Annotated in this window: 25 protein-coding genes; 7 read left to right on the forward strand and 18 right to left on the reverse strand. The window is 68.7% G+C overall.

The annotated features are described in order from the left end of the window. Positions 1 to 117 precede the first annotated feature (117 nt). From lgt to FCG67_RS21435, 7 genes are all read right to left on the reverse strand, one after another. Positions 118 to 1,110 carry a prolipoprotein diacylglyceryl transferase gene (gene lgt, locus FCG67_RS21405; protein ID WP_136911656.1) on the reverse strand — a complete coding sequence of 331 codons (993 nt, stop codon included), beginning with the start codon at positions 1,108 to 1,110 and terminating at the stop codon, positions 118 to 120. Continuing rightward, the gene (trpA, locus tag FCG67_RS21410; protein WP_136911657.1) at positions 1,107 to 1,928 is read right to left on the reverse strand and encodes a tryptophan synthase subunit alpha; all 822 of its coding nucleotides are present in this window, start codon (positions 1,926 to 1,928) and stop codon (positions 1,107 to 1,109) included. Before trpA ends, lgt begins: the two co-directional genes overlap by 4 nt. Beyond that, on the reverse strand, positions 1,925 to 3,184 hold the full coding sequence (trpB, locus tag FCG67_RS21415) for a tryptophan synthase subunit beta (protein ID WP_136911715.1): 1,260 nt from the start codon (positions 3,182 to 3,184) through the stop codon (positions 1,925 to 1,927). Before trpB ends, trpA begins: the two co-directional genes overlap by 4 nt. A gap of 113 nt (positions 3,185 to 3,297) precedes the next feature. After that, positions 3,298 to 4,107: an indole-3-glycerol phosphate synthase TrpC gene (gene trpC, locus FCG67_RS21420; protein WP_136911658.1), complete on the reverse strand. Its 810-nt coding sequence runs from the start codon at positions 4,105 to 4,107 to the stop codon at positions 3,298 to 3,300. Positions 4,108 to 4,189: 82 nt separating this feature from the next. Then, positions 4,190 to 4,900 carry a TIGR02234 family membrane protein gene (locus tag FCG67_RS21425; RefSeq protein WP_136911659.1) on the reverse strand — a complete coding sequence of 237 codons (711 nt, stop codon included), beginning with the start codon at positions 4,898 to 4,900 and terminating at the stop codon, positions 4,190 to 4,192. After that, positions 4,893 to 6,464 carry an anthranilate synthase component I gene (locus FCG67_RS21430; RefSeq protein ID WP_211243291.1) on the reverse strand — a complete coding sequence of 524 codons (1,572 nt, stop codon included), beginning with the start codon at positions 6,462 to 6,464 and terminating at the stop codon, positions 4,893 to 4,895. The genes FCG67_RS21425 and FCG67_RS21430 overlap by 8 nt, the downstream gene beginning before the upstream one ends. Positions 6,465 to 6,513: 49 nt before the next feature. Beyond that, the gene (locus FCG67_RS21435; RefSeq protein ID WP_136911660.1) at positions 6,514 to 7,230 is read right to left on the reverse strand and encodes a hypothetical protein; all 717 of its coding nucleotides are present in this window, start codon (positions 7,228 to 7,230) and stop codon (positions 6,514 to 6,516) included. A gap of 81 nt (positions 7,231 to 7,311) precedes the next feature. On the opposite strand from FCG67_RS21435, the gene FCG67_RS21440 reads away from it, so the two are divergent. Further along, positions 7,312 to 7,785 (forward strand): peroxiredoxin, encoded by a 474-nt coding sequence (locus FCG67_RS21440; protein ID WP_136911661.1) that lies wholly within the window; start codon positions 7,312 to 7,314, stop codon positions 7,783 to 7,785. A 6-nt stretch (positions 7,786 to 7,791) separates the two neighbouring features. Here the strand turns inward: FCG67_RS21440 and FCG67_RS21445 are convergent, their stop codons facing one another. Continuing rightward, a complete protein-coding gene (locus FCG67_RS21445) occupies positions 7,792 to 8,574 on the reverse strand; it encodes a dioxygenase family protein (protein WP_136911662.1) in 783 nt (260 codons plus the stop codon). A gap of 79 nt (positions 8,575 to 8,653) precedes the next feature. Here FCG67_RS21445 and FCG67_RS21450 point away from each other — a divergent pair, with 79 nt between their 5' ends. Beyond that, complete coding sequence (locus FCG67_RS21450; RefSeq protein WP_136911663.1) at positions 8,654 to 9,127, forward strand: MarR family winged helix-turn-helix transcriptional regulator; 474 nt, start codon at positions 8,654 to 8,656, stop codon at positions 9,125 to 9,127. 80 nt (positions 9,128 to 9,207) lie between these two features. On the opposite strand, the gene FCG67_RS21455 is transcribed toward FCG67_RS21450, so the two are convergent. The 6 genes from FCG67_RS21455 to FCG67_RS21480 all read right to left on the reverse strand — a co-directional run bounded on the left by FCG67_RS21455 (position 9,208) and on the right by FCG67_RS21480 (position 13,816). After that, a complete protein-coding gene (locus FCG67_RS21455; protein WP_027502040.1) occupies positions 9,208 to 9,387 on the reverse strand; it encodes a tautomerase family protein in 180 nt (59 codons plus the stop codon). Between the two features lie 443 nt (positions 9,388 to 9,830). After that, a complete protein-coding gene (locus FCG67_RS21460; protein WP_136911664.1) occupies positions 9,831 to 10,457 on the reverse strand; it encodes a sigma-70 family RNA polymerase sigma factor in 627 nt (208 codons plus the stop codon). A 482-nt stretch (positions 10,458 to 10,939) separates the two neighbouring features. After that, positions 10,940 to 11,749 (reverse strand): ABC transporter permease, encoded by an 810-nt coding sequence (locus tag FCG67_RS21465; protein ID WP_136911665.1) that lies wholly within the window; start codon positions 11,747 to 11,749, stop codon positions 10,940 to 10,942. Next, complete coding sequence (locus tag FCG67_RS21470) at positions 11,746 to 12,672, reverse strand: ATP-binding cassette domain-containing protein (protein ID WP_136911666.1); 927 nt, start codon at positions 12,670 to 12,672, stop codon at positions 11,746 to 11,748. Before FCG67_RS21470 ends, FCG67_RS21465 begins: the two co-directional genes overlap by 4 nt. Positions 12,673 to 13,145: 473 nt before the next feature. Further along, the gene (locus tag FCG67_RS21475; RefSeq protein ID WP_136911667.1) at positions 13,146 to 13,466 is read right to left on the reverse strand and encodes a DUF202 domain-containing protein; all 321 of its coding nucleotides are present in this window, start codon (positions 13,464 to 13,466) and stop codon (positions 13,146 to 13,148) included. Continuing rightward, positions 13,463 to 13,816 carry a YidH family protein gene (locus FCG67_RS21480; protein WP_136911668.1) on the reverse strand — a complete coding sequence of 118 codons (354 nt, stop codon included), beginning with the start codon at positions 13,814 to 13,816 and terminating at the stop codon, positions 13,463 to 13,465. The genes FCG67_RS21475 and FCG67_RS21480 overlap by 4 nt, the downstream gene beginning before the upstream one ends. Positions 13,817 to 14,006: 190 nt before the next feature. On the opposite strand from FCG67_RS21480, the gene FCG67_RS21485 reads away from it, so the two are divergent. The 5 genes from FCG67_RS21485 to FCG67_RS21505 all read left to right on the forward strand — a co-directional run bounded on the left by FCG67_RS21485 (position 14,007) and on the right by FCG67_RS21505 (position 19,142). Then, complete coding sequence (locus tag FCG67_RS21485; RefSeq protein WP_136911669.1) at positions 14,007 to 15,209, forward strand: DUF1214 domain-containing protein; 1,203 nt, start codon at positions 14,007 to 14,009, stop codon at positions 15,207 to 15,209. 102 nt (positions 15,210 to 15,311) lie between these two features. Next, positions 15,312 to 16,790 carry an MFS transporter gene (locus FCG67_RS21490; RefSeq protein WP_136911670.1) on the forward strand — a complete coding sequence of 493 codons (1,479 nt, stop codon included), beginning with the start codon at positions 15,312 to 15,314 and terminating at the stop codon, positions 16,788 to 16,790. A gap of 58 nt (positions 16,791 to 16,848) precedes the next feature. Continuing rightward, the gene (locus FCG67_RS21495) at positions 16,849 to 17,565 is read left to right on the forward strand and encodes a TetR/AcrR family transcriptional regulator (RefSeq protein WP_136911671.1); all 717 of its coding nucleotides are present in this window, start codon (positions 16,849 to 16,851) and stop codon (positions 17,563 to 17,565) included. A gap of 162 nt (positions 17,566 to 17,727) precedes the next feature. After that, on the forward strand, positions 17,728 to 18,417 hold the full coding sequence (locus tag FCG67_RS21500; protein ID WP_136911672.1) for an MspA family porin: 690 nt from the start codon (positions 17,728 to 17,730) through the stop codon (positions 18,415 to 18,417). A gap of 47 nt (positions 18,418 to 18,464) precedes the next feature. Next, the gene (locus tag FCG67_RS21505) at positions 18,465 to 19,142 is read left to right on the forward strand and encodes an MspA family porin (RefSeq protein ID WP_136911673.1); all 678 of its coding nucleotides are present in this window, start codon (positions 18,465 to 18,467) and stop codon (positions 19,140 to 19,142) included. Positions 19,143 to 19,362: 220 nt separating this feature from the next. Here the strand turns inward: FCG67_RS21505 and FCG67_RS21510 are convergent, their stop codons facing one another. The 4 genes from FCG67_RS21510 to FCG67_RS21525 all read right to left on the reverse strand — a co-directional run bounded on the left by FCG67_RS21510 (position 19,363) and on the right by FCG67_RS21525 (position 22,104). After that, positions 19,363 to 19,872 carry an Rv2732c family membrane protein gene (locus FCG67_RS21510; protein WP_136911674.1) on the reverse strand — a complete coding sequence of 170 codons (510 nt, stop codon included), beginning with the start codon at positions 19,870 to 19,872 and terminating at the stop codon, positions 19,363 to 19,365. 70 nt (positions 19,873 to 19,942) lie between these two features. Continuing rightward, a complete protein-coding gene (locus tag FCG67_RS21515) occupies positions 19,943 to 20,620 on the reverse strand; it encodes an MspA family porin (RefSeq protein WP_136911675.1) in 678 nt (225 codons plus the stop codon). Between the two features lie 47 nt (positions 20,621 to 20,667). Further along, on the reverse strand, positions 20,668 to 21,315 hold the full coding sequence (locus tag FCG67_RS21520) for an MspA family porin (protein ID WP_136911676.1): 648 nt from the start codon (positions 21,313 to 21,315) through the stop codon (positions 20,668 to 20,670). 261 nt (positions 21,316 to 21,576) lie between these two features. After that, positions 21,577 to 22,104: a hypothetical protein gene (locus tag FCG67_RS21525; protein ID WP_342775502.1), complete on the reverse strand. Its 528-nt coding sequence runs from the start codon at positions 22,102 to 22,104 to the stop codon at positions 21,577 to 21,579. Positions 22,105 to 22,116: the final 12 nt, after the last annotated feature.

The raw sequence follows: 22,116 nt of genomic DNA on the forward strand, positions 1-22,116 counted from the left end.
GCGTCACACTCGGGCGTGCTCAGTTTAGCAGCAGAAACGCCCGAGTATAGGGGCGTAACCAGGACCGATCAGCCGCTGAACGGCCTGCCCCGCCGCAGCCCCGCGGTCGTAAATGAGCTAGCCGTCGGTCTTGCCCGCCTCGGTACCGCCGGATTCCGCGGGGCCCGCGTCGGGTTCTCCTTCCGACCCCCCGGTCGCCGATGAACCGGTCGCCGCGACCGCGGTCGCCACGGGCTCTCGAGGATGCTTCGGCTGCAGCTCCTCCGGGGCCTCCCGGCCCTTCTTCGCCGCGAGGAAGTAGATCACCGCTCCGATGAACACGATGATCGACGTGAACACGTTGATCCGGATCCCGGCGATGTGGGTCGCGTAGTCATCGCGCAGGAGCTCGACGAAGAGGCGGCCCATGCAATATCCGGCGACGTAGAGCGCGAACAGGCGGCCGTGGCCGATCCGATAGCGGCGGTCGACCCAGACCAGCAGCACGACGATCAGCAGGTTCCAGACGAGCTCGTACAGGAAGGTGGGGTGCACGACCTTCTCCACCACCCCGGTGGAGGTGCCGGCCAGCTGATCAAGCCGGCCGTCCGCGTTCACCCGCTCGAAGATCTCCAGGCCCCAGGGCAGGGTTGTCTCCCGCCCGTACAGCTCCTGGTTGAAGTAGTTGCCGATCCGTCCGATCGCCTGCGCGAGCAGGATTCCCGGCGCGACGGCGTCACCGAGGGCGGGCAGCGGGACCCCACGCTGTCGACAGCCGATCCAGGCGCCGATACCGCCGAACAGCACGGCACCCCAGATGCCGAGACCGCCCTGCCAGATCTTCAGCGCATCGACCGGGTTGCCGCCCTCACCGAAGTAGGTGCTCCAGTCGGTGGCCACGTGGTACAGCCGGCCACCGATCAACCCGAACGGGACGGCCCAGATCGCGATGTCGAGGACTGTGCCCTTCTCGCCACCACGAGCGACCCAGCGCCGGTCGCCCCACACCGCCGCGACGACGATGCCGAGGATGATGAACAGCGCGTAGGCGCGCAGCGGAATCGGGCCGATCGACCACACGCCCTGCGGCGGGCTCGGGATATAGGCCAGGATGTCGGCAGTCGGGGTCACGACGCCACGGTAGCCGAGCGGACTCCCGCGGCGAGTTCGGTGGTGATCGCGCGCAACGCCTCCTGGCCCTCGGCCACGGCCGTCACCAGCGCCGAGCCGACGATGACCGCGTCCGCGTAGGCGGCGATCTCGGCGGCCTGTGCGCCGGAGCGCACGCCGAGCCCGACGCCGACCGGGATGTCGGAGTGCTCACGCACCCGCGCCACCAGCTCAGGCGCCATGTTGGACACCGCGTCGCGGGCGCCGGTGACGCCCATCGTCGAGGTCGCGTACACGAAGCCGCGGCACAGGTCGACGGTCTTGGCGAGGCGCTCGTTGGTCGAGGAGGGCGCGACCAGGAAGGTCCGGTCCAGTCCGTACTTGTCGGAGGCGGCCAGCCAGGCGGCGGCCTCGTCCGGGATGAGGTCGGGGGTGATGATCCCCAGCCCGCCCGCGGCGGCGAGGTCACGGGCGAACTCGTCGACGCCGTACTTGAGGACCAGGTTCCAGTAGGTCATCACGACCGCCTTGCCGCCGGCCTTGCTGATCGCCTCGACGACGGTGAACACGTCCCGGACCCGGAACCCGGCGACCAGGGCCGCGTCCGCCGCCGCCTGGATCGTGGGCCCGTCCATCACCGGGTCGCTGTACGGGATGCCGACCTCGATCAGGTCGCAGCCGGAGGAGACCAGCGTCTCGAACGCCTCGATCGAGCCGGGCAGGTCGGGGTAGCCGGCGGGCAGGTACCCGACCAGCGCGGCCCTCTTCTCCGCTCGGCACTGCGCGAAGAGTTCACCCAGGCGGGACGGTGCTGCGGCGTGCGGCTGCGGTGCGGTCACTTCGCCTGGCCTTCCTCGTTGGAGCGGTCGGTGTCGGTGTCCGGCATCAGGCCGAACCACTTCGCGGCGGTGTCGACGTCCTTGTCGCCGCGGCCGGAGATGTTGACCAGCACGATCGCGCCCTCGCCGAGCTCCTTGCCGAGCTTGAGCGCGCCTGCCACCGCGTGGGCCGACTCGATGGCGGGGATGATGCCTTCGGTGCGGCTGAGCAACGCGAAGGCGTCCATCGCCTCGGTGTCGGTGATCGGGCGGTACTCGGCCCGGCCGATGTCGTTGAGGAACGAGTGCTCCGGTCCAACGCCCGGGTAGTCGAGCCCGGCGGAGATCGAGTGCGAGTCGATGGTCTGACCGTCCTCGTCCTGCAGCAGGTACGAGTAGGCGCCGTGCAGTGCACCCGGGGAGCCACCGGTGATGGTCGCGGCATGCCTGCCGGTCTCCACGCCGTCGCCCGCGGCCTCGAGGCCGACGAGCCGGACAGACGGGTCGTCGATGAACGCGTGGAAGACGCCGATGGCGTTGGATCCGCCGCCGACGCAGGCCGCGACCGCATCGGGCAGTCGACCGGTGTGCGCCAGCACCTGCGCCCGCGCCTCGAGGCCGATGATGCGCTGGAAGTCGCGGACCATGACCGGGAAGGGGTGCGGTCCGGCGGCCGTGCCGAAGCAGTAATAGGTGTTGTGCGCGTTGGTGACCCAGTCACGCAGCGCCTCGTTGATCGCGTCCTTGAGGGTGCGCGAGCCGGTCATCGCCGGGATCACCTCGGCGCCGAGAAGCCGCATCCGGGCGACGTTGAGCGCCTGACGCTTGGTGTCGACCTCACCCATGTACACCACGCAGTCGAGGCCGAGCAGCGCGCAGGCGGTGGCGGTGGCGACGCCGTGCTGGCCGGCGCCGGTCTCGGCGATGACGCGCGTCTTACCCATCCGCTTGGCCAGCAGCGCCTGCCCGAGAACGTTGTTGATCTTGTGAGAACCTGTGTGGTTCAGGTCTTCCCGCTTGAGCAGCAGCCGGGCGCCACCCGCATGCTCGCTGAGCCGAGTGGCCTCGTACACCGGCGACGGACGGCCGGTGTAGTCACGCTGCAGCCGATCCAGCTCGTTCAGGAACGAGTCGTCCCCGCGGGCCTTGTCGTACTCGGCGGTGACCTCCTCGATCACCGCCATCAGCGCCTCGGGGACGTACCGTCCACCGAAGACGCCGAAATGGCCACCCTGATCGGGCTCGTGGGCGCTGCGCTCGGTCACACCGGCACTCATGCGGGGAAGGCCGCGGCCCTTGGCGGAAAGTACGGGATCGTCTGTGCTCACCCGTCCAGTCTGCCTTAGTCGGTGCGACCGAACTCACGTCGGGTCCGACCGCCCTGGGTTGGTCAGCGAGCGGGCTTGGGGCAGGACGGGTGCGCCCCTGCGGCCACCAGATCCTTGACGGCCGTGCGCGGATCGCCGCTGGTGACCAAGCCCTCGCCGACGAGGACGGCATCCGCGCCCGCGCCCGCATACGCCAGCAGGTCCGCGGTCCCGCGGACGCCGGACTCGGCGATCTTGACGACCTCGGTCGGCAGTCCGGGGGCGATACGGGCGAACGTGTCGCGGTCCACCTCGAGGGTCTTGAGGTTGCGCGCGTTGATGCCGATGACGCTCGCACCCGCCTCGAGGGCCCGGTCGGCCTCCTCCTCGGTGTGGACCTCCACAAGGGCTGTCATGCCGAGGGACTCGGTGCGGTCGAGCAGCGAGGCGAGCGCGTCCTGTTCGAGGGCAGCGACGATCAGCAGGATCACATCGGCGCCGTGGGCCCTGGCCTCGTGGATCTGGTACGGGCCGACGATGAAGTCCTTGCGCAGCACCGGGATCGTCACGGCCGCACGCACGGCGTCGAGGTCCGCGAGCGAGCCGTGGAAGCGGCGCTCCTCGGTCAGCACGCTGATCACCCGCGCGCCGCCCTGCTGGTATGCCAGCGCGAGTTCGGCGGGGTCCGCGATCTCCGAGAGCGCACCCTTGGACGGGCTGGCCCGCTTGACCTCGGCGATGACCCCGATGCCGGAAGCCCGCAGCGCGGCGGCGGCGTCAAGTGCCGCCGGCGCGGCGGCCGCGGCCGCCTTCACGGCTGCGAAGTCCAGAACGGATTCACGGGCCGCGACGTCTGCACGCACCCCGTCGAGAATCGAATCGAGAACCGTCATCGTGTCCCGAGTCCTTTCTGGGCCGTTGCCGTGTGAGCAACCTCATCGGATTGGGCAAGCCTAGAGGGCGCCACCTTATTGACTAACGGCGGGTGTCTGTGCCTCCGGCAGGCTCCGGTCCGTCCTGGTCGTTTGGCCCGGCCACCTCGCCCGCGGTCGGGTCCTCCCCCGCGTCCAGTGCGTCCCAGAGCATTCGCTCGCTGAGCGGTTCCTTCGAGGTCGCCGCGCGGCTGCCCGCCTCTTCCCTGCGGGCGGCGGGGGCCGCGTACTTCGACGACAGCCCGGCGCTTACACCCGCCTTGCGGATCAGTGCGACCGCGGCTACGAGGGCCGTGACCCCGCCCAGCAGGACGAGGACCGCAGGCAGCGTGAAGGCCTCGGTCGCGGTGACCTCCGCTCGGTCGGGCAGCTCGGCGAGCCGTCCGGCCTTCTCGTCGTCGACACCGCCGATCAGCAGGGACGCGGCGGGCACGATCGCCGCGACCGCGACAAGCGCGACCAGCAGCCCGACCACCCGCAGCGCCCAGCCGCGCACGGCGAAGGAGGCGGCGATGGCTGCGAGCAGGGTCAGGGCCAGCGGGGTCGTCGCAGCCGCCCAGGTGCCGCCGATCAGTTCGCTGGTGCGTGCGCCGCCGAGGCCGTCGAACGACTCCACCCGGACCCACGTCATCCGCGAGGACGCCCACAGGCACAGCGCCGCGACCGCGAGCAGCAGCACCGGCACGGCTGCCGCGGACGCCCGCCCCCTTGCGGGCGCGGCGGCCGGGTCCAGGTCCGGTTCCTGCTCAGTCATCGGTGCCCACCGCCCGCAGCGTGCCCGCCGCCGCGATCGCGCTGAGCACCGCCATCGCCTTGTTCTTCGCCTCGGTGTCCTCATAGACCGGGTCGGAGTCGGCCACGACGCCCGCCCCGGCCTGCACGTAGGCCGTGCCGTCCTTGATCAGCGCGGTGCGGATCGCGATCGCGGTGTCGGCGTCCCCCGCGAAGTCCAGGTAACCGACGATTCCCCCGTAGATGCCGCGTCGGGTCGGCTCGAGTTCGTCGATCAGCTCCATCGCGCGCACCTTCGGCGCCCCGGAGAGGGTGCCGGCCGGGAAGCAGGCCGTGACGGCGTCCAGCGCGTGCATGCCCTCGGCCAGCCGGCCGGTGACCGTCGAGACCAGGTGCATCACGTGGCTGTAGCGCTCGATGTGCCGGTAGTCGTGCACCTTGACGGTGCCCGGCTCGCACACCCGGCCCAGGTCGTTGCGGCCCAGGTCCACGAGCATCAGGTGCTCGGAATTCTCCTTCTCGTCCGCGAGCAGGTCCTTCTCGAGCAGGATGTCGTCCTCCTCGGTGGCGCCCCGCCAGCGGGTGCCCGCGATCGGGTGGGTGGTCGCCACGCCCTCGCTCACGGTGACCAGGGCCTCGGGGCTGGAGCCGACGATGGAGAAGGCGGTCTCGCCGTCCTCGCCGGGGACGTGCACCAGGTACATGTACGGGCTCGGGTTGGACGCGCGCAGCATCCGGTACACGTCGAACGGGTCGGCGTCGGTGTCCATCTCGAAGCGCTGCGAGAGCACCACCTGGAACGCCTCGCCGGCCTCGATCTCCGAGATCAGCCGCTTCACGTCGGCGCCGAAGTCCTCGGTGGTGCGCTGGCGGCGGTAGTCGGGGGTGGTCTTGGTGTAGGTGGACACCGTGGACGGCGCGGGCGCGGTGAGCGCGTGCGTCATCGCGTCGAGCCGGGCGACGGCGTCGTCGTAGGCCTCGTCGACCCGCTCGTCGGTGCCGTTCCAGTTGACGGCGTTGGCGATGAGCGTGATGGCGCCCTCGTGGTGGTCGACGGCGGCCAGGTCGGTGGCCAGCAGCATCACCATCTCGGGGATCTGCAGGTCGTCCGCCGCGTGACTGGGCAGCCGCTCCAGCCTGCGGATGATGTCGTAGCCGAGGAAGCCGACCATGCCGCCGGTGAGCGGGGGCAGGCCGGGCAGCCGTTCGGTGCGCAGCAGTTCCAGGGTCTGTCCGAGCGCGGCGATCGGGTCGCCGCCCGACGGCGCGCCGGCCGGGACGTTGCCGAGCCAGCCGGCCTGCCCGTCGACCACGGTCAGCGCGGCGGGGCTGCCTGCGCCGATGAACGACCAGCGCGACCAGGAACGGCCGTTCTCCGCGGACTCCAGCAGGAACGTGCCGGGCCGGTCGCCCGCGAGTTTACGGTACGCGGACAGCGGGGTTTCGGAGTCCGCCAGCACCTTTCGCGTCACCGGGACCACGCGATGGTCGGCCGCGAGGGCACGGAACTGTGCCCTGGTGGTGGTGTGATCGTCCGCATCGGCGACGGCGACTGCGGGCTGGACGGTGGTTGACTCGCCGGACATGCCGTCCATCATCGCAGGCGGAGCGACCAGGGACTGGTGGTGGCCCTGCCTACAATGCGGACCGGTCCATCGGTCGGTGCAGCGGCTCGAGTGCATGCGCCTCGCGTAGTCGCCGGTAGGCCCGGACCACGTCGTCGACGTCCCCTGGTGCCGCGATGCCAAGCAGCACGCCCCCGGTCGAGCTCTCGTGCGCCGCCTCCACGTCGTCCGGCACCAGGGCCGCGCGGCCGGCGGAGAGGTAGCCGAGACGTCCGACGACCGGATCGCCGATCGTGAAACCCGCGCCCTCCAACGCGTCGAGCACGTCGTCGTCGGTCACATCGCCGAAGTCCGGCTCCCACGCCCGCGCGACGGCCGCGAGCAGGTCGGCCTCGGGCACCTCAGCCTCGGCGGGAGCATCGACCGCGATCACGATCGACTGCAGCAGGAACTCCGGGGTGCCTCCCGCCAGTGCGCTGACCTCCACCGCCCAACGCGGCTCGCCCGCGATGGCAAGCCGCAGTCCGGTGCCGATGACGTCTGACCAGTCGTCGGCCGATTGTGCTGCGCGCAGGGCCGCCAGCAGCGAATCCCGATTCGCCGGGAGGTCGGTTTCGGGGCCGGACCCGTGAATGTGCCGCCAGTTCCACGGCTCGCCCCGCCCACACGGTGGACCTGCCGCAGGGAGCATCTGGGAGAGCTCCTCCAGGGTTGTCATCCAGCGTGCGGCAAGCGCATCGACCGACTCCGGCCGAGGACCCCAGAAGCCACGCACCAGCCTCCGCATCCGCTCCCCCATGTCGCTGTCGTCCGCCGCACGCAGGCTAGTCCCGAGAAGCAGGGCGGCGCACGTTGTAGCCTCAGCCGAATGCAGACCGGACAGCAGGCCCCCGACTTCTCGCTCCCCGATCAGGACGGCACCGTCCGGACCCTGAGCGAACTGGTCGCGGGCGGCCCCCTCGTGCTCTTCTTCTACCCCGCCGCTTCCACCCCCGTGTGCACGGCTGAGGCCTGCCACTTCCGCGATCTGGCGGGAGAGTTCGCCGCGGTCGGCGCGGCGCGGGCCGGGATCAGCACCGACACCGTCGACAAGCAGGCCTCGTTCGCGGCGGCGCAGTCCTTCGACTACCCACTGCTCGCCGACGTCGGCGGCGTGGTGGCCGAGCAGTTCGGCGTGCGCCGCGGGCTGCTCGCGAAGCTGTCGCCGGTCAAGCGCACCACCTTCGTGATCGACACAGACCGGACGGTGCTCAAGGTGATCGCGAGCGAGCTGCGCGCGAACACCCACGGCGACCAGGCCCTCGAGTTCCTGCGCAGCCGCAACACCGCGCGGGAGAACTGAGCCCGCCTACGCGACCTGGATGGAGCGCTTGGCCAGGCCCATCCAGAACCCGTCGATCACCTGCGAGGGCACCTGCTCGGGGTCGCTGGACGCACCGAGCGTGACGAACAGCGGGGCGAAGTGCTCGATGGTCGGGTGCGCGTAGGGCATCCCGGGCGCCTTCGCGCGGAAGTCGATCAGCGCGTCCACGTCGGCGGCCGCGAAGCGCTCCCCCGCCCAGGCGTCGAACTCGGCTGACCAACCGGGCGCCTGCGCGGCGGGCGACGGATCGCACAGGAACGGAAGTCCGTGGGTGGTGAACCCGGAACCGACGATGAGCACGCCCTGTTCGCGCAGCGGACGCAGTCGTTCGCCCAGGTGCATCAGCCGCTCGGGGTCAAGGGTGGGCAGCGAGATCTGCAGCACCGGGACATCGGCGTCGGGGTACATGACGCTGAGCGGCACGTACGCGCCGTGGTCGAGACCGCGGCTCTCCTGGTGCGCGACCGGCTCGTTGTCCGGCATCAGCGCGGCGACCTGCCGGGCGAGGTCGGGGGCGCCGGGCGAACGGTAGGTCGCCTCGTAGTACTTGCGGGGGAACCCACCGAAGTCGTAGGTCAGTGGCGTGCCTGTGGTGGTGGACCCGATGGTGAGCGGAGCCGACTCCCAGTGCGCGGAGACCACCAGGATCGCGGTCGGGCGCGGCAGCTCCCTCGACCAGGCCCCGAGCTGGGAGACCCACAGATCGTCGTCGACCAGCGGAGGGGCGCCGTGGCTGAGGTAGAGCGCTGGCATAGCGTGATCGCTCATAACGACTCCTAATATTGAAGCTTCAAGTATCTTTGGGAGTCAACGTAGCAGCACGACGAATATTCCGATGGAGGTCGCGATGACGCGGTGGTTGAGCGCGGAGCAGCAGCAGGCCTGGCGTGAGCTGGTCAACGTGATGACGCGCATGCCCGCGGCGCTGGACACCCAGCTGCAGCGCGACTCCGGGCTGACGCACTTCGAGTACTTCGTGCTCTCGGCGCTCTCCGAGGAACCGAACCGACGGCTGCAGCTGAGCGCGCTGGCGAATGCGGCGAACGCCTCGCTCTCCCGGCTCTCGCACGTGGTGACCAAGCTGGAGAAGGGCGGCTGGGTACGCCGCGAGAGCATCATCGGCGCCCGCGGATCGCTGGCCGTGCTCACCGACACCGGCTATCAGAAGGTCGTCGAGGCGGCGCCCGGCCACGCCGAGACGGTGCAGGCGCTGCTCTTCGACGGGCTGGACGAGCGGCAGGTCCGCGAGCTCCTCACCCTCGGCATGGCAATGGTCGCGCAGCTCGACCGCGGCCTGGCCGCGGGCAACGGCCAGGCCTGAGGGCGGGGTCAGCCCAGCGGCGGGCCGCTCGATCAACCCTGCGGCGGGCCGCTCGATCAACCCTGCGGCGGGCCGCTCGATCAACCCAGCGGGACCCCGCCGACGCCCCAGTTCTCCCGCGGCACGTCGGTGAGAGTGACCCACACCTGCGCCGGGTTCTTCCCCGTGGCCTCCGCGTACGCCTTGGTGACGGCCTCGATGGTCGCCTTCTTCTGTTCGGTGGTGAGTCCGGGCGTCTGGCTGATCTGAATGAGTGGCATAGGAAGAACTGTGCCACAGGCCTATTCAGCGCTACCTACCCATGATTCAAGGGTGGCTACCCACCCGAGAAGAACAGCCCGAGTCTCCGCTGGTGCGTCCATTCGCAATCTCCTCCGTCTGATCTGATGCCCATCCCCATGGATCAAGGAGCCACCATGACCAACCCCAACGAGTTCGAGTCCTCGGCGACGGATCGAACAGACGCAACATCCCAGGCTGCGGCGCCCACGTGTTGCAACACCGAACGACAGGCCACCTGCTGCGACCACAGCGAGAAGTCGACGTGCTGTGGTCCGGCGGCGACCGCCGGAGGTGGATGCGGCTGCCAGTAACCCTCAGGGCAGAACGCGGCGCGGTGCGAGCAAACGAGCTCGCAGCGCGCCGTCGTCTTGCCGGGTGACCTCGCGGTCGTCCGGTCACGCAATCGAGTGGGCGTGACGGTCTACTGGTCCGCGGGAGAGGTGGCTCCGCAGGCGCACGATCCGCTGCGGGGCTGGTAATCGTGCACGTGCCCGGTCCGGTCCTGGCTGATCTGACAGCAGGCGTGCAATTGGGCCTGGAGGGCGGCGCGGCCACGTTGGACTCGGGATTTCATCCCGGACACCGAGATTCCCGCCTCGTCGGCGGCCGCGGCGTGGGTTCGGGCGTCGAGGTCGACCATCTTCACCGCCGCGGCCTGCTCGGGGGGCAGCCCCGACAGCATCGGCACCAGACAGGAGGCGAGTTCTTTCTCGGCCGCCTCGTCGGCGTCCGGCTCGCCGTCGGGAGGATTGTCGGGAACGCTGTCGACGGTCAGCTCGCGGCGACGGGGCGCGGACCGGTAGTAGTCGGTGATCGCGTTTCGGGTGATCGCATACATCCAGCCAAGGACGCGGTCCTGCTCGCGGAGGTTGTCGAGGCTCTTGGCCATCCGCAGGAACACGATCGACAGAATGTCGTCGGCGTCCTCGGGCCGCGAGACCCGGCGGGCGATGAAGGCCCGCAAGTCGCTGGAGAAGCGACGCCAGAGTTGGTCGAGATCAGCTGACTCCGGTTGGGGTGTCGTGGTGGTGGCCGTGTCCTCGCTCATGATCCTGGTTCCTCTCCGTCTCCAGCATCCCCGCCTGGCGGCGCGGTCGCGACCCCTGAATTCAGGGTCCTCGCGGAGGTACCGACGGCGGTGACCGCGATGGGACGCACCCTGCGTCCAAATTGGGGGTGCCTCGTCTGTATGGGTGTCGATGTTGATTCCGGATTCTCCGGTTCGACGTACCAGTAGAAGCGTGATGAGGAGGTGTGAGCGATGCTGACCACACATCTGTTGTCGGATCTGACCAGCGAAGAGGTCGATCTGATCGTGGCGGAGGAACTGCATCTGCTCGACGCCGCCGCATGAGCGCCGCCGACGCCCGTATCGGGCGCATCCGCTGACCACAGCGCTCCCCTGGCCCCTACCTCTCTCCACCGGGTAGGGGCCACAAGAGTGCCGGGGTCCGGACCGACAGCGCACACGAAGAACCCGCCCCGTCCTTTCCCTGCGGAGGTGGAAGGACGGGGCGGGCGTGTCGTGGTTCAGCGGGCGCGTGCGGACCGAATCAGTCGAATGAGGACGGGGACCGCGGTGACCGCGACCCACAACCCGATCGCGGCGACCAGGGCGGCGACGGTGTCTCCGGCGGTGGCGGTGCCGAGCACGTGTCCGCGCAGGGCGTCGGTGGCGTGCGCGACCGGATTCACCGTCGCCATGGCCTGCATCCAGCCGGGCATGGTCTCGAGCGGCGCGAACGCACTCGAGATGAACATCAGCGGCATCATCACCATCATCCCGGCGAACTGGACCACGTCCGGACGACGCAGCCGGTCCCCGATCAAGCCGAACAGGGCGCTCATCGCCGCGGCCAGCGTCACGAGCACCACGACCGCGGCGACAGCATCCATCGAAGTTCCGTAGAACTCGAAACCCAATGCCACGGCAGCGATTCCGAGCAGCGCAGCCCGGGCGAGGGTGAATACGGCCTCGTTGATGGTGCGAGCAACCCCCGGCAGGGCCGCCCGCATGGGCAGGGCCGCGAAGCGGTCGTGGAGGCCGTTGGTGTGATCGATCGCGGCGGAGACTCCGGCGTTGGTGCCGGCCATCACGGTGGAGACGGCGAGCATCGCCGGGGTGAGGAAGACGATGTAGCTGGTCCCGGCTGGGAAACCCGGTCCGGCGGCGACGCTGCGGAATACCTGGCTGAACAGCACCAGCATTGCCATCGGCATGGTCAGCGAGAACATCAGCAACTGCGGGACTCGGGCGCTGGTGCGCAGGTTCCGGACGGTGAGGGCGGCGAGCTGGTCCCCGATCCGGGGACGCTCGATCGAAGGCGTGGTGGTGGTCATCGGTGCGCTCCGGGGGTGTGGGCGAGGTGGGTGAAGACGTCGTCGAGGCTGGGGGATGTCACGTCGAGGTCGGTGAGTTCGATGCCGCCGCGGTGCAGGTCGGCGACCAGTGCGGTCGCGGCGGTGGCATCGTCGACGGTGACCGACACCCGAGCCCGGTCGCCGTCGACCCGGTCGGTATCCGGGATGAACGGCAGATCGGCGATCTGGCCGGCGGGGATGGTGACGCTGAGGACCTTGCCGCCGACAATCCGTTTCAGCTCTGCGGGGGTGCCGCGGGCGGCGACCCTGCCCCGACTCAGAACCACGATGTGGTCGGCGAGCCGGTCGGCTTCCTCGAGGTACTGGGTGGTGAGCACGACCGTGGTGCCCGCGTCTGTCAGCTCGTCCACGACGTCCCATAGTCCGGCGCGTGCGAGGGGGTCCAGGCCCGTGGTCGGCTCGTCCAGGAACAGCACTGACGGGGACCCGACGAGGCTGGCGGCAAGATCGATCCGACGGCGCGAACCTCCGGAGAGTTCCCCGATCCGCCGGGTCGCGTAATCGTGCAACCCGAGCCGGTCGATCAGCGCGTCGGCCTGGGCGCGGGCGGTGCGCCGCAGCCCGGCCAGGCGGCCGATCAGCTCCAGGTTCTCCCGGGCGCTGAGGAATTCGTCGAGTCCGGCGTATTGGCCGGTGACCCCGATCCGGCGGCGCACCGCGGTGGCGTCACCGACCACATCGAGGCCCTCGATCTGTACGCGGCCGATGGTGGGCCGCACCAGGGTGGTCAACGTACGGATCAGGGTCGTCTTGCCGGCACCGTTGTGGCCGAGCACGCCGAGTGTCGTCCCGATGGCAGCTTCCAGGTCGACGCCGTCGAGGGCCCATGTTTTGCCGTAGGCGACATGCAGATCCTCGACCACGACGGCCGGGGCGCTCATCGCACACCCCCACGGTGGTCTCCGGCGGGGCGGGCGGACAGGTGGGTGGTCATCGGAAGTTCCTCTCGGAAGGTGTGCTCCCACCCGGTGGTGGATAGGAGTCCGCTTCCTCAGACGAACCAGCGGCGCATTCGACGCATCTGCCGCCGAATCAGGTGGATCGAACGCAGGTTCCGGTGGTCAGGGTGCGGGTTCGGTGGTTCAGCGGGGCGTGCTGGCGGTGGCTTTAACGAGGGTGAAGACGCCGCGACCAGTCCGGCGCCGATCGCCACCGCGATCTGCCAAACCCTCAACTGCACACCTGGCGATCTCCTCTCAGCCGATCCGGAGCACGGCTGAGGCACGTATCCACGGCCACCACTACAGCCAGCCCACCGAAAGACCAATCGTCTGCAGGACGACACCATTCGGGAATCGCGGCTCGACGTCGCGTCCCGCAAAGACCCTGGACCTCTTGGGTTCCCGAGCGAGTCTCAACGCGACACGCAGGCAACCACGACCCCCACCCACAGCGCGCAACACAACACCGCCGCCGAAACCACAGCGACCGCGCGGGGGCTCACGCTGACATCGTCGCGCCTGCGCCGCGCCTTCACCAGGCTGACAACCACGACGACGAAGGCAGCGCAGGCCGAGACCACATACGGCAACGCCGTGAGACCCCACTCACGGCCGGCCGCCCCGTGCACGACGACCACCGCCGTGACGGCGGTGGCGGACAACGCGGTTCGGCGCCAGGCGAGCGCCGTTCGTTCCGCCTGCAGGCCAACGTCTCTCGGCGCCTGCGCACTCACGAGAACACAACCGCCGCGCCCGCCAACGCCGCGACGGCGAATGTCCCCGCGGCCAGGACCCGGATGAGGCCGAAATCCGGCAGGGGCGCGTCGCGCCGCATCGCCTTCTGAACCTTCCGCCAGTGCGAGAACGCACCGCCCGCGAGGGCGATGGAGAGGCCGATACAGCTCAGGGCGAGGGCGACGCGCGCGCCCGGGTTGTGGAACGCGACGGCGAGCTGATCGACGGCCACGCCGCCCGCGAGCAGCCCCAGCGACGTGCGTATCCACGCCAGGAACGTCCGTTCGTTGGCAAGCGTGAATCGGTAGTCGGGTTCGCGTTCCTCGGCACCCGCTTCATCCGGCGACACCGAGACCTCCTTCTCTCCACTCCCCCGGCAAGGCCCTCTACCTGGACCTTCGCCAGGTAGCAGGAATCTCTCCCTGCCGGTCCACGGAGGCGGACAAGGGGGTTGACAATGACGTTTTCAACTTTGAGTATGTCATTTGCACTCGGAGCTTCCGAGTGAGAGGCATCACAGAAAACTTGGAGGAGGAAGCATGACGGAACGCGTGGAATCGGTTCGCTCGGGCGCCCTGTTCGATCAGGTGGGCGAGGCGTGGCGTCAGTTCGGGCGCACCATCGTCTTCGATGACCCGGATACCGATACGCCCCTGCTGCGGGCGGAGGGTCTTCGTTTCGCCACCCGGTACCTGGCGGCAGGCGCCCTCCTGAGCATGGAACTGGCCGATCCGGCCTATCCGGAGTTCGGCCGCTGGGCAGACACCACCTGCAGCTGGGGCATCGACAACCCCGATGTGATCTACACCCTCGCCGCGGTCAGCGGCGACCGCACCTACCGGATCCACGGCGACCGGGGCACTGCCCACTACTTCGACATCCAGGTCCACTCGCCGCACTTCTGCGAGGCACCCGACTACCGGATCAACTCCAATATCGACAGCCGCACCCTGACGGCCGGAACTGACGAGGCGTTCGAGCTACTCCTCGGTCCCGAGCGTCCGGCCGGCTACACCGGAAACTGGTTGACCATCGACACCGAGGCGGGCTCACTGTGCGTTCGACAGGTGTTCAGTGACTGGGCGACGGAGCGCCCAGCCAACCTCGTGATCGAGAGCGTGGATGCCGTCTACCCGCCGCCCGCCCCGCTGTCGGAGGCCGACGTCGCGGCGCGCGCCGAGCGGCTTGTTCGCTGGCTGGACAAGGCCGGATCCTATTGGGACAACATGTGCAAGCTGTCCCTCACAACCCCCGCCAACACCCTGGAATTCACTCCGCTCAGCGACAGCGCGTGGGGTGGCTTCCAGAATCAGGCATACGGCATGGGCAATTTCCGGTGCGCGCCCGACGAAGCGGTGATTCTGGAGTTCACTCCTCCGCAGTGCCACTACTGGAGCTTCGGTACCGGGAACTGGTACTGGGAGACCGTCAACTGGTTCTCTCGCCAGTCCTCTCTCAATCATGCCCAGGCCCGCCTCGATGCGGACGGCGTCTTCCGTGCGGTCATCTCCCACCAGGATCCGGGCGTGCCGAACTGGCTGGACACCGGCGGGCACACCCACGGCACCATCAACGGCCGCCTGCTGCTGACCGACAGTGTTCCGAATCCGACCATGCGGCTCGTGCCCCTCGAGGACGTCCGGAAGTACCTGCCCTCGGAGACGCCGACCGTGACCCCTGCCGAGCGCACGGAGCAGATTCGGCTCCGCCGCCGGTCCGCACATCTCCGCAACAGCCACTAGTACCGACCACCTCCGGGATCCCCCCACACCGAAGACCTGCGCGAACCTACACGCCCCTGACAGATCGGGTTATCGGGTCCGCTTTACTGGATCGAGATCAACATGACTGAGACCACGACCAACAGACCTCCCCCACAACCCGGTGACGATCCGCCGATCAGTCGGCGGCAGCGCTGGCGATACGCCGCGGCGCTCGCGCTCATCGTGCTGATATCTGAGCTCGCGCCGATGGAGATCACCTTGGTGTATCCGGCGATTCCACACATGACGCAGGATTTCCGCACCCTGCACCTCGGCTGGGTCCTGACGATGGTGAGTTTGGTCGCCGTGGTCAGCTTGCCGCTGGTCGGCAAACTCGCCGACACCTACGGCAAGAAGCGGGTGATGCTGAGCCTTGCCGTGCTCTTCTCCGTCGGCTCCCTGATCTGCGCGACGGCGGATTCGTTCCCTATGCTGCTGGCCGGCCGCGCCCTCCAGGGCACTGCGGGCGGGATGGTCGCGGTGTCCTACGCGCTGGTCCGCGACACCTTCCCGCGGCGCTGGGTCCCGGTCGCACTCGGCACCGTGGCCGCCGGAATCGGCGTCAGCGCGCTCGCATCGCCGTTCGTCGCCGGCTGGTTCATCGACAACCACGGCTGGCAATCGCTGTTCTGGTTCATGCTCGGCTACGCCGTGCTGCTGATCCCGGTGGTGGCGGTGCTCGTGCCCGAGTCCTCGCTCCGACTCCATCAGCGACTGGACCTACTCGGCGTCGCACTGCTCGGATCGGGGGTCGGGCTGATCCTGGTCGGTGTCAGTCAGGGACCCAAATGGGGTTGGGTCAGCAGCGGGACGCTCGGGACACTGATCGGCGGGGCCGGGCTGCTCATCGCCTTCGTCGTCTGGGAGCTACGCGTCACCGCACCCGCCGTCGACCTCCGGCTGCTGGCCAGCGGTGCGCTGCGTTCCACACTGGTGGCCTACCTGTTCATCGGGTTCATGATCGCCGGGTACGGGCTGCTCATGCCGCAGATGCTGCAGACCCCGGCCCAGGTCGGGATCACCTACGGCGTGGGGTTGACGGCGACAGCGCTCGCGTTGTGGACCTTTCCCACAGGCTTGCTCACCATGGTCTGTGGACCCCTCGGCGGCGCCGTCGCGCGCAGGAGAGGCGCCCGGCTCACTCTCATCGGTGCCGTCTGCGCCATGATCACCGGCCTCGTCGCCGCCGCGGCGCTGCCCGAACAGCGTTGGCAGATCATGGTGATCTCCGCGGTCTTCGGCATCGGAATGGGGCTGTACTACGCGTCCGGACCGAACCTGGTGATGGACGCCGTGCCTGCCGAGCAGAGTGCGGTGGGCGCGGCCATGCTCGGGGTGGTCGCCCAGCTCGGCAATGCGATCGCGGTGACGGTCCTCAGCGTGGTCATGGCACAGAACATCGCGAGCCAGAACCCCAAAACGGGACGAATCACCTACACGGACACGGCATTCCAGCATTCCTTCATCCTCGCAGCGGTGGTCGGCCTCGCTGGCCTCGCTGTCGCTATGAAGATGCGACACGGCCGGGCCCCCGCCACAGGAGGTGCCGTAACGCACTGAGCAGCGTCGAGCGAACGAGCCAACCGGCAATTCGACACCGCTCCTGGGACCGAACGCTATGGCTATCCTCGACTTCGAGAACGGCAATCTCGCCACAACCATGAGGACACACAAGGTGACTTCCGCAGACCAAGAGGCTGTGAACCCCATCGCTACCGCCGCCGTCGATCGGCTGTTCGACCGGCAGCGCGACGGATACCTCACGGAAGCGCAACGCCTCATCCGCGCTTGCAGCAGCCTCATCGCCGAAACCGGTCAGGTGGATCCCCCTGTCGCCGCGATCCTCGAGCGGGCGGGCCTGGCAACCCGCGCGTTCTACCGGCTCTTCAACTCGAAGGAAGAGCTGATCATCGCCGTCCTGCAAGACGGCACCACCACGAAAACCAGCTACGTCATCGAACGTATGTCGTCGGCGAGCACACCGCTCGAACGTGTCGATGCATGGGTTCGAGCCGTCGTCCTCCCCTATACCCAGGATGTATTGCAGGGGTATCGAGCAATCCTGCTCCACACCTACCGGTGGGAGACGATGTTTCCCACCGAACTCGCAGCGATGCGCGAGCAGCTCCTGCAGCCGCTGGTTCACGCAATAGCCGACCTCCGCGGTGACGACGACCCGAAGAACGCTCAGACCGCGGCCGAGATCATTTTCGATGCATTCTTCGGCGTCGCCTGCCGCGCAGAAGCACAAAGGCGGCTGGTCGATCCCGACGAGGTCACCGCCCTCACCCGGATGGCCACGCTCATCGCCACGTCATTCAGCGCCACGGAGTGAACGACTAGTCACCTCGGGGTAACCCTCGTCAGTTCGACCTGACGACGGAGCAATCGCAACGCACAACTCTTCCATGCTTGGCCGCATCTGCGGCCAAGTCTCTTCGGCGATCGCTTTTGCATTGTCGAAGCCCAGAACTCCACCCACAGTGAGAAGGAACCCATGAATTCGAACTATTCCCGTGGGCGCCGTGGCGCCCACCGCGCCCGCGCAACGTGTCTCCGTGCAGGCGCAAGCGCCGCCGCAACACTGGCGATCGGCCTGATGTCGACCGGTGCGGCGCAGGCCGACACGTTCGTGCCGCTGCCCGACGGGCAGAAGGCCGGACCGGGAGCGGTCGTCTCCCGCACCGGCGAGAGCGCCCTGATCTCCCCGTCGCTCGCCGCCAACGGCGCAGGCCGCACCGCCTGGGTCTCCGGCACCGTCACCGCCGACGTCACCGGCATCACCAAGGAGGGCGAGGCAGGACCGTTCAACGCCGCCGCGAACACCCCCGGCACCAACAACTCCTCCACACACGGCATCTCGCGGATCAGCACCGGCTACATCGTCGGCTGCCAGGTCGACATCACCGGCCTCGGCGGCTCGATCGGCGCCTCGATGGACCTCTCGGGACCGTCGGTGTCGGGTTCGCTGACCGTCCCGGTCTCCGCCGGCCAGGTCAAGTTCGTCAGCGTCGCAGGCAAGGACATCAAGAAGAACGGCAAATACTCCGTCCAGTACCAGGACACCCAGCTCGAGATCCAGAACTGCGGCGGCTTCGCCCAGGCCCGCTCCTACACAGTGGTCGAGATCGTCGGCAACGACTACTCCAAGACCACCCTGTACGGCCAGCCCTTCAGCATCGGCTAGCACAGTCCACACCCGAACTTGAAACCTGAACCCTCAAAGGGGAATTCATGAACACCAGCAAGAACGGCCTGCGTCGCGGACTCAAGATCGCGAGCGCAGGCAGCGCCGCCGCCATCGCCCTCGGCTTCTTCTCCGCGGGCGCGGCAAACGCCGACACCCTCGTCCCGCTACCCGACGGCACGATCACCGAGACCCTCGTCGACGGCACCGTCGTCACCATCACCCGCACCGGCGAGTCCGCCAACATCTCCCCGTCCATGGGTGCGACCCCGCTGCACCGCAACGTCTGGGTCTCCGGCAGCGCCAAGGTCGAGGTCTCCGGCGGCGGCGCCGGCACCATCCAGCCCGGCTACATAGTCGCCTGCCAACTCACCCTCGGCGGCAAGACCGGCACCGACGGCAGCATGAAGCGCGACTGGGAGGGCGAGGCGATCAAGACCGCGCCCGACTCGGCAAAGGCCGCCGGCAACCTGTCCATCGGACCCGGCCAGGCCGTGGACTACAAGATCCTCGACCTCGAACTCGCCGACGCCTTCGGCGCCGAACAGCACCGCGCCGCAAACCCCTACAAGGGCAAGGGCAGCGTCACCTGGGCCGACTCCACCCTCGGCGTCAGCGGCTGCGCCGGCTACGCCCAGGCCCGCTCCTACGTCAAGGTCACCGTCAACACCGCAAACGTGACCAGCAACGTCACCCTCTGGGGACAGCCGTTCAGCATCGGCTGACCCCACCGAAGAACGCACCCGGACCCCTCGGCCGCGCCCCTCACACGACCGAACCCGGGTGGCGCCGAGCTCGACGGCGCCGCGGCTCCTGGCCTGCCCCTGGCCCATGAACCACGACCCGGCCACAACGCGACTGTGCGCGAGGTTCCTCGAAACCTCGCGCACAGTCGCGTGTCACAGATCTACCTCAGAACCAGCGAATCACCGTCGACCGAAGCGTTCACCGCGGCGCAGAGACGTCGGCCTGCATGATATTCGCGCGACTGAGGACTACCGGGACCCACAGCGCGGTGAGGGCGGCCATCCCCGCCCACGTGAGGATCAGCCCGTATTCGATTCCGGTTGGGCGGATTCCGGGCGGCAGGCTCTGTTGCGACCAGTAGCCGAGCAGTCCGATCACCGTCCCCACACCCGTTCCCATCACCGCTATCTGCGCGATGGCCCATCGTCGTGACCAGGTGCCCAGCATCGAGACGGCGACCCCGAAGATCACGACGAACACGATGAACAGCCGCAGTGGCGCGGGCGTCGCGACATGTTCCGGGTTGGGCCCTCCCGCGAGTACGGCCCACGCCGGCAGCGACCCCGCGTGGGGAAGCGCGAGGCCAACCGTCAGAACGAGGACCACCGCGGTGATCGCCGGGCGGCGCCACCCGGCCACGAACTCTCGGGTGACTCGATTCTCGATCTCGCGGAAGTCGGCACGGTAGTGGGACAGATCGTCGGTCACGACGTCCTCCTTGGATCGATACCGGTGAGGCGACCCACCAGGGACTGGCGGGCCGCCTCGACTCATCGGGTCAGCCGATGCTGAACGGCTGGCCCCACAGCGTGACGGTGCTGCTGACGTTCTTGGTGCTGGCGGTGACCTTCACGTACGAGCGCGCCTGCGCGTACCCGGCGCAGCCCTCCACACCGATGGTGGAGTCTGCCCAGGTGACGCTGCCGCTCTTGCCCTTGAAGCTGTTGGCGCCCGAGTGCGACTCGCCACCGAAATCGTCGGCCTTCTCGAGGTCGAGGAGCTTGACGTTCTTGGCCTGGCCGGGAGCGATGGACAGGTTGCCCGCGCTCTTGGCGGTCTGCTTGACGCTCTCGCCCTCCCAGTTGGAGGACATGCCGGTGTCGGCGCCGCCCTTGCCGCCGAGGGTCAGCTGGCAGGCCACCACGTAGCCGGGCTCGATCTTGCCGCCGTCGGCGTTGGCGCCGGACAGCTCGACCTTCGCCGAGCCCGACACCCACACATTGCGGTGCAGCGGGGTCGCACCCATCGACGGCGAGATGTTCGCGGACTCACCGGTCATGGTGACGGTGACGACAGTGCCGTCGACGAGAGTCTTGGAGATGGTCCCGCCGGGCAGCGGCACGAAGGTGTCGGCGTTGGCCGCACCCGCGGACAGGAAGCCGACCGCAACGGCCGTGGCCGCGCCGACGGCGGAGATCTGCAGCCCGCGACGCAGGCTGTTCTTGCTGGAGTTCATGAGTTTTCCTCTGAGGGTTCAGGTATCGAGTTCGGGCGTGGACTGGGTCAGCCGATGCTGAAGGGCTGGCCGTACAGGGTGGTCTTGGAGTAGTTGTCGCCGACGATCTCGACCACCGTGTAGGCGCGGGCCTGGGCGAAGCCCCCGCAGTTCTGGATCTCGAGCTGGGTGTCCTGGTACTGGACCGAGTACTTGCCGTTCTTCTTGATGTCCTTGCCCGCGACACCGACGAACTTGACCTGGCCGGCGGAGACCGGGACGGTCAGCGAACCGGAGACCGACGGTCCCGAGAGGTCGATGCCTGCGCCGATGGAGCCGCCGAGGCCGGTGATGTCGACCTGGCAGCCGACGATGTAGCCGGTGCTGATCCGCGAGACCCCGTGCGTGGACGAGTTGTTGGTGCCCTTGTCGTTGGTGGCACCGTTGAACGGCCCCACCTCGCCTTCCTTGGTGATGCCGGTGACGTCCGCGGTGACGGTGCCCGAGACCCAGGCGGTGCGGCCTGCGCCGTTGGCGGCCAGCGACGGGGAGATCAGGACGCTCTCGCCGGTGCGGGAGACGACCGCACCCGGCCCGGCCTTCTGCCCGTCCGGCAGCGGCACGAAGGTGTCGGCGTGCGCTGCGCCGGTGGACATCAGCCCGATCGCCACGGCGGCGGCGGCAGCGCCGACGCCGGCACTACGGAACTTGCTCATAAGATCTCCTTCATAGGCCGCGGCTCATGGGCGCGCGGCACCAAACTTAAATGAAAATGGTTTCCAGTAACCTAGGGAGGGTGGCGGACGCTGTCAAATGCGCCCCCAAGGAAGGGCTTTCGGCCCGGGTCCGCGGCCTCCTGGGCACACTCCACCGCGCGGGCTCTGGTGAGCAGCACGCTGACGACGGAACGGCGAAGGTACGCGTCGACATCACCCTGCTCGGACTGGCGCCCAGACAGGGATGCCGGTTGACGTCGACTAGGCAGACGGCGGCGGGCCACGGGTGCCGGTGCCCGAGCCGACCAGCAGCCAGCGGGCGAGCGGCGGCGAATCTGCCGGGACGCAGACTGCGACAGGTACCAGGACCGGCACCTCGGTCAACGGCGCCGGAACTCTCCGACTCAGGGCCGAAAGCGCTGAGACACATCCGCGTTCACCGGCGCGGATCAATACGGCGGTCACCGCGACGGCGGCGGCGTGCGCGGCCACCATCTGCGGACCGAGCTGCGGCCCGTGCACGTGAACGGCGCCCATCGCGAGCGCGATGTGCCCGATCGCCTGGCCCAGGGTCAGCGCGGCAGCCACGAACAGCAGCTGATGTCGATCCACCCGCACGGATGCGATGACCGCACCGATGGCCGCGCAGCCCAGCATCAGCAGGACCACCGAACTCTCCGCGGGAGCCGTGCCCCCGCCCAGCGCGTGAGCGGCGACGCTCACCGCGCCGGAGGTCGAGCCCACGAAGGCGCCGCGCATCCGCGCGATCGTCGTCCCCTGTGAGCCCACACGCGAAGAATA

The organism is Rhodococcus oryzae (genome assembly GCF_005049235.1).
In the GTDB taxonomy this organism is placed as follows: domain Bacteria; phylum Actinomycetota; class Actinomycetes; order Mycobacteriales; family Mycobacteriaceae; genus Rhodococcus_G; species Rhodococcus_G oryzae.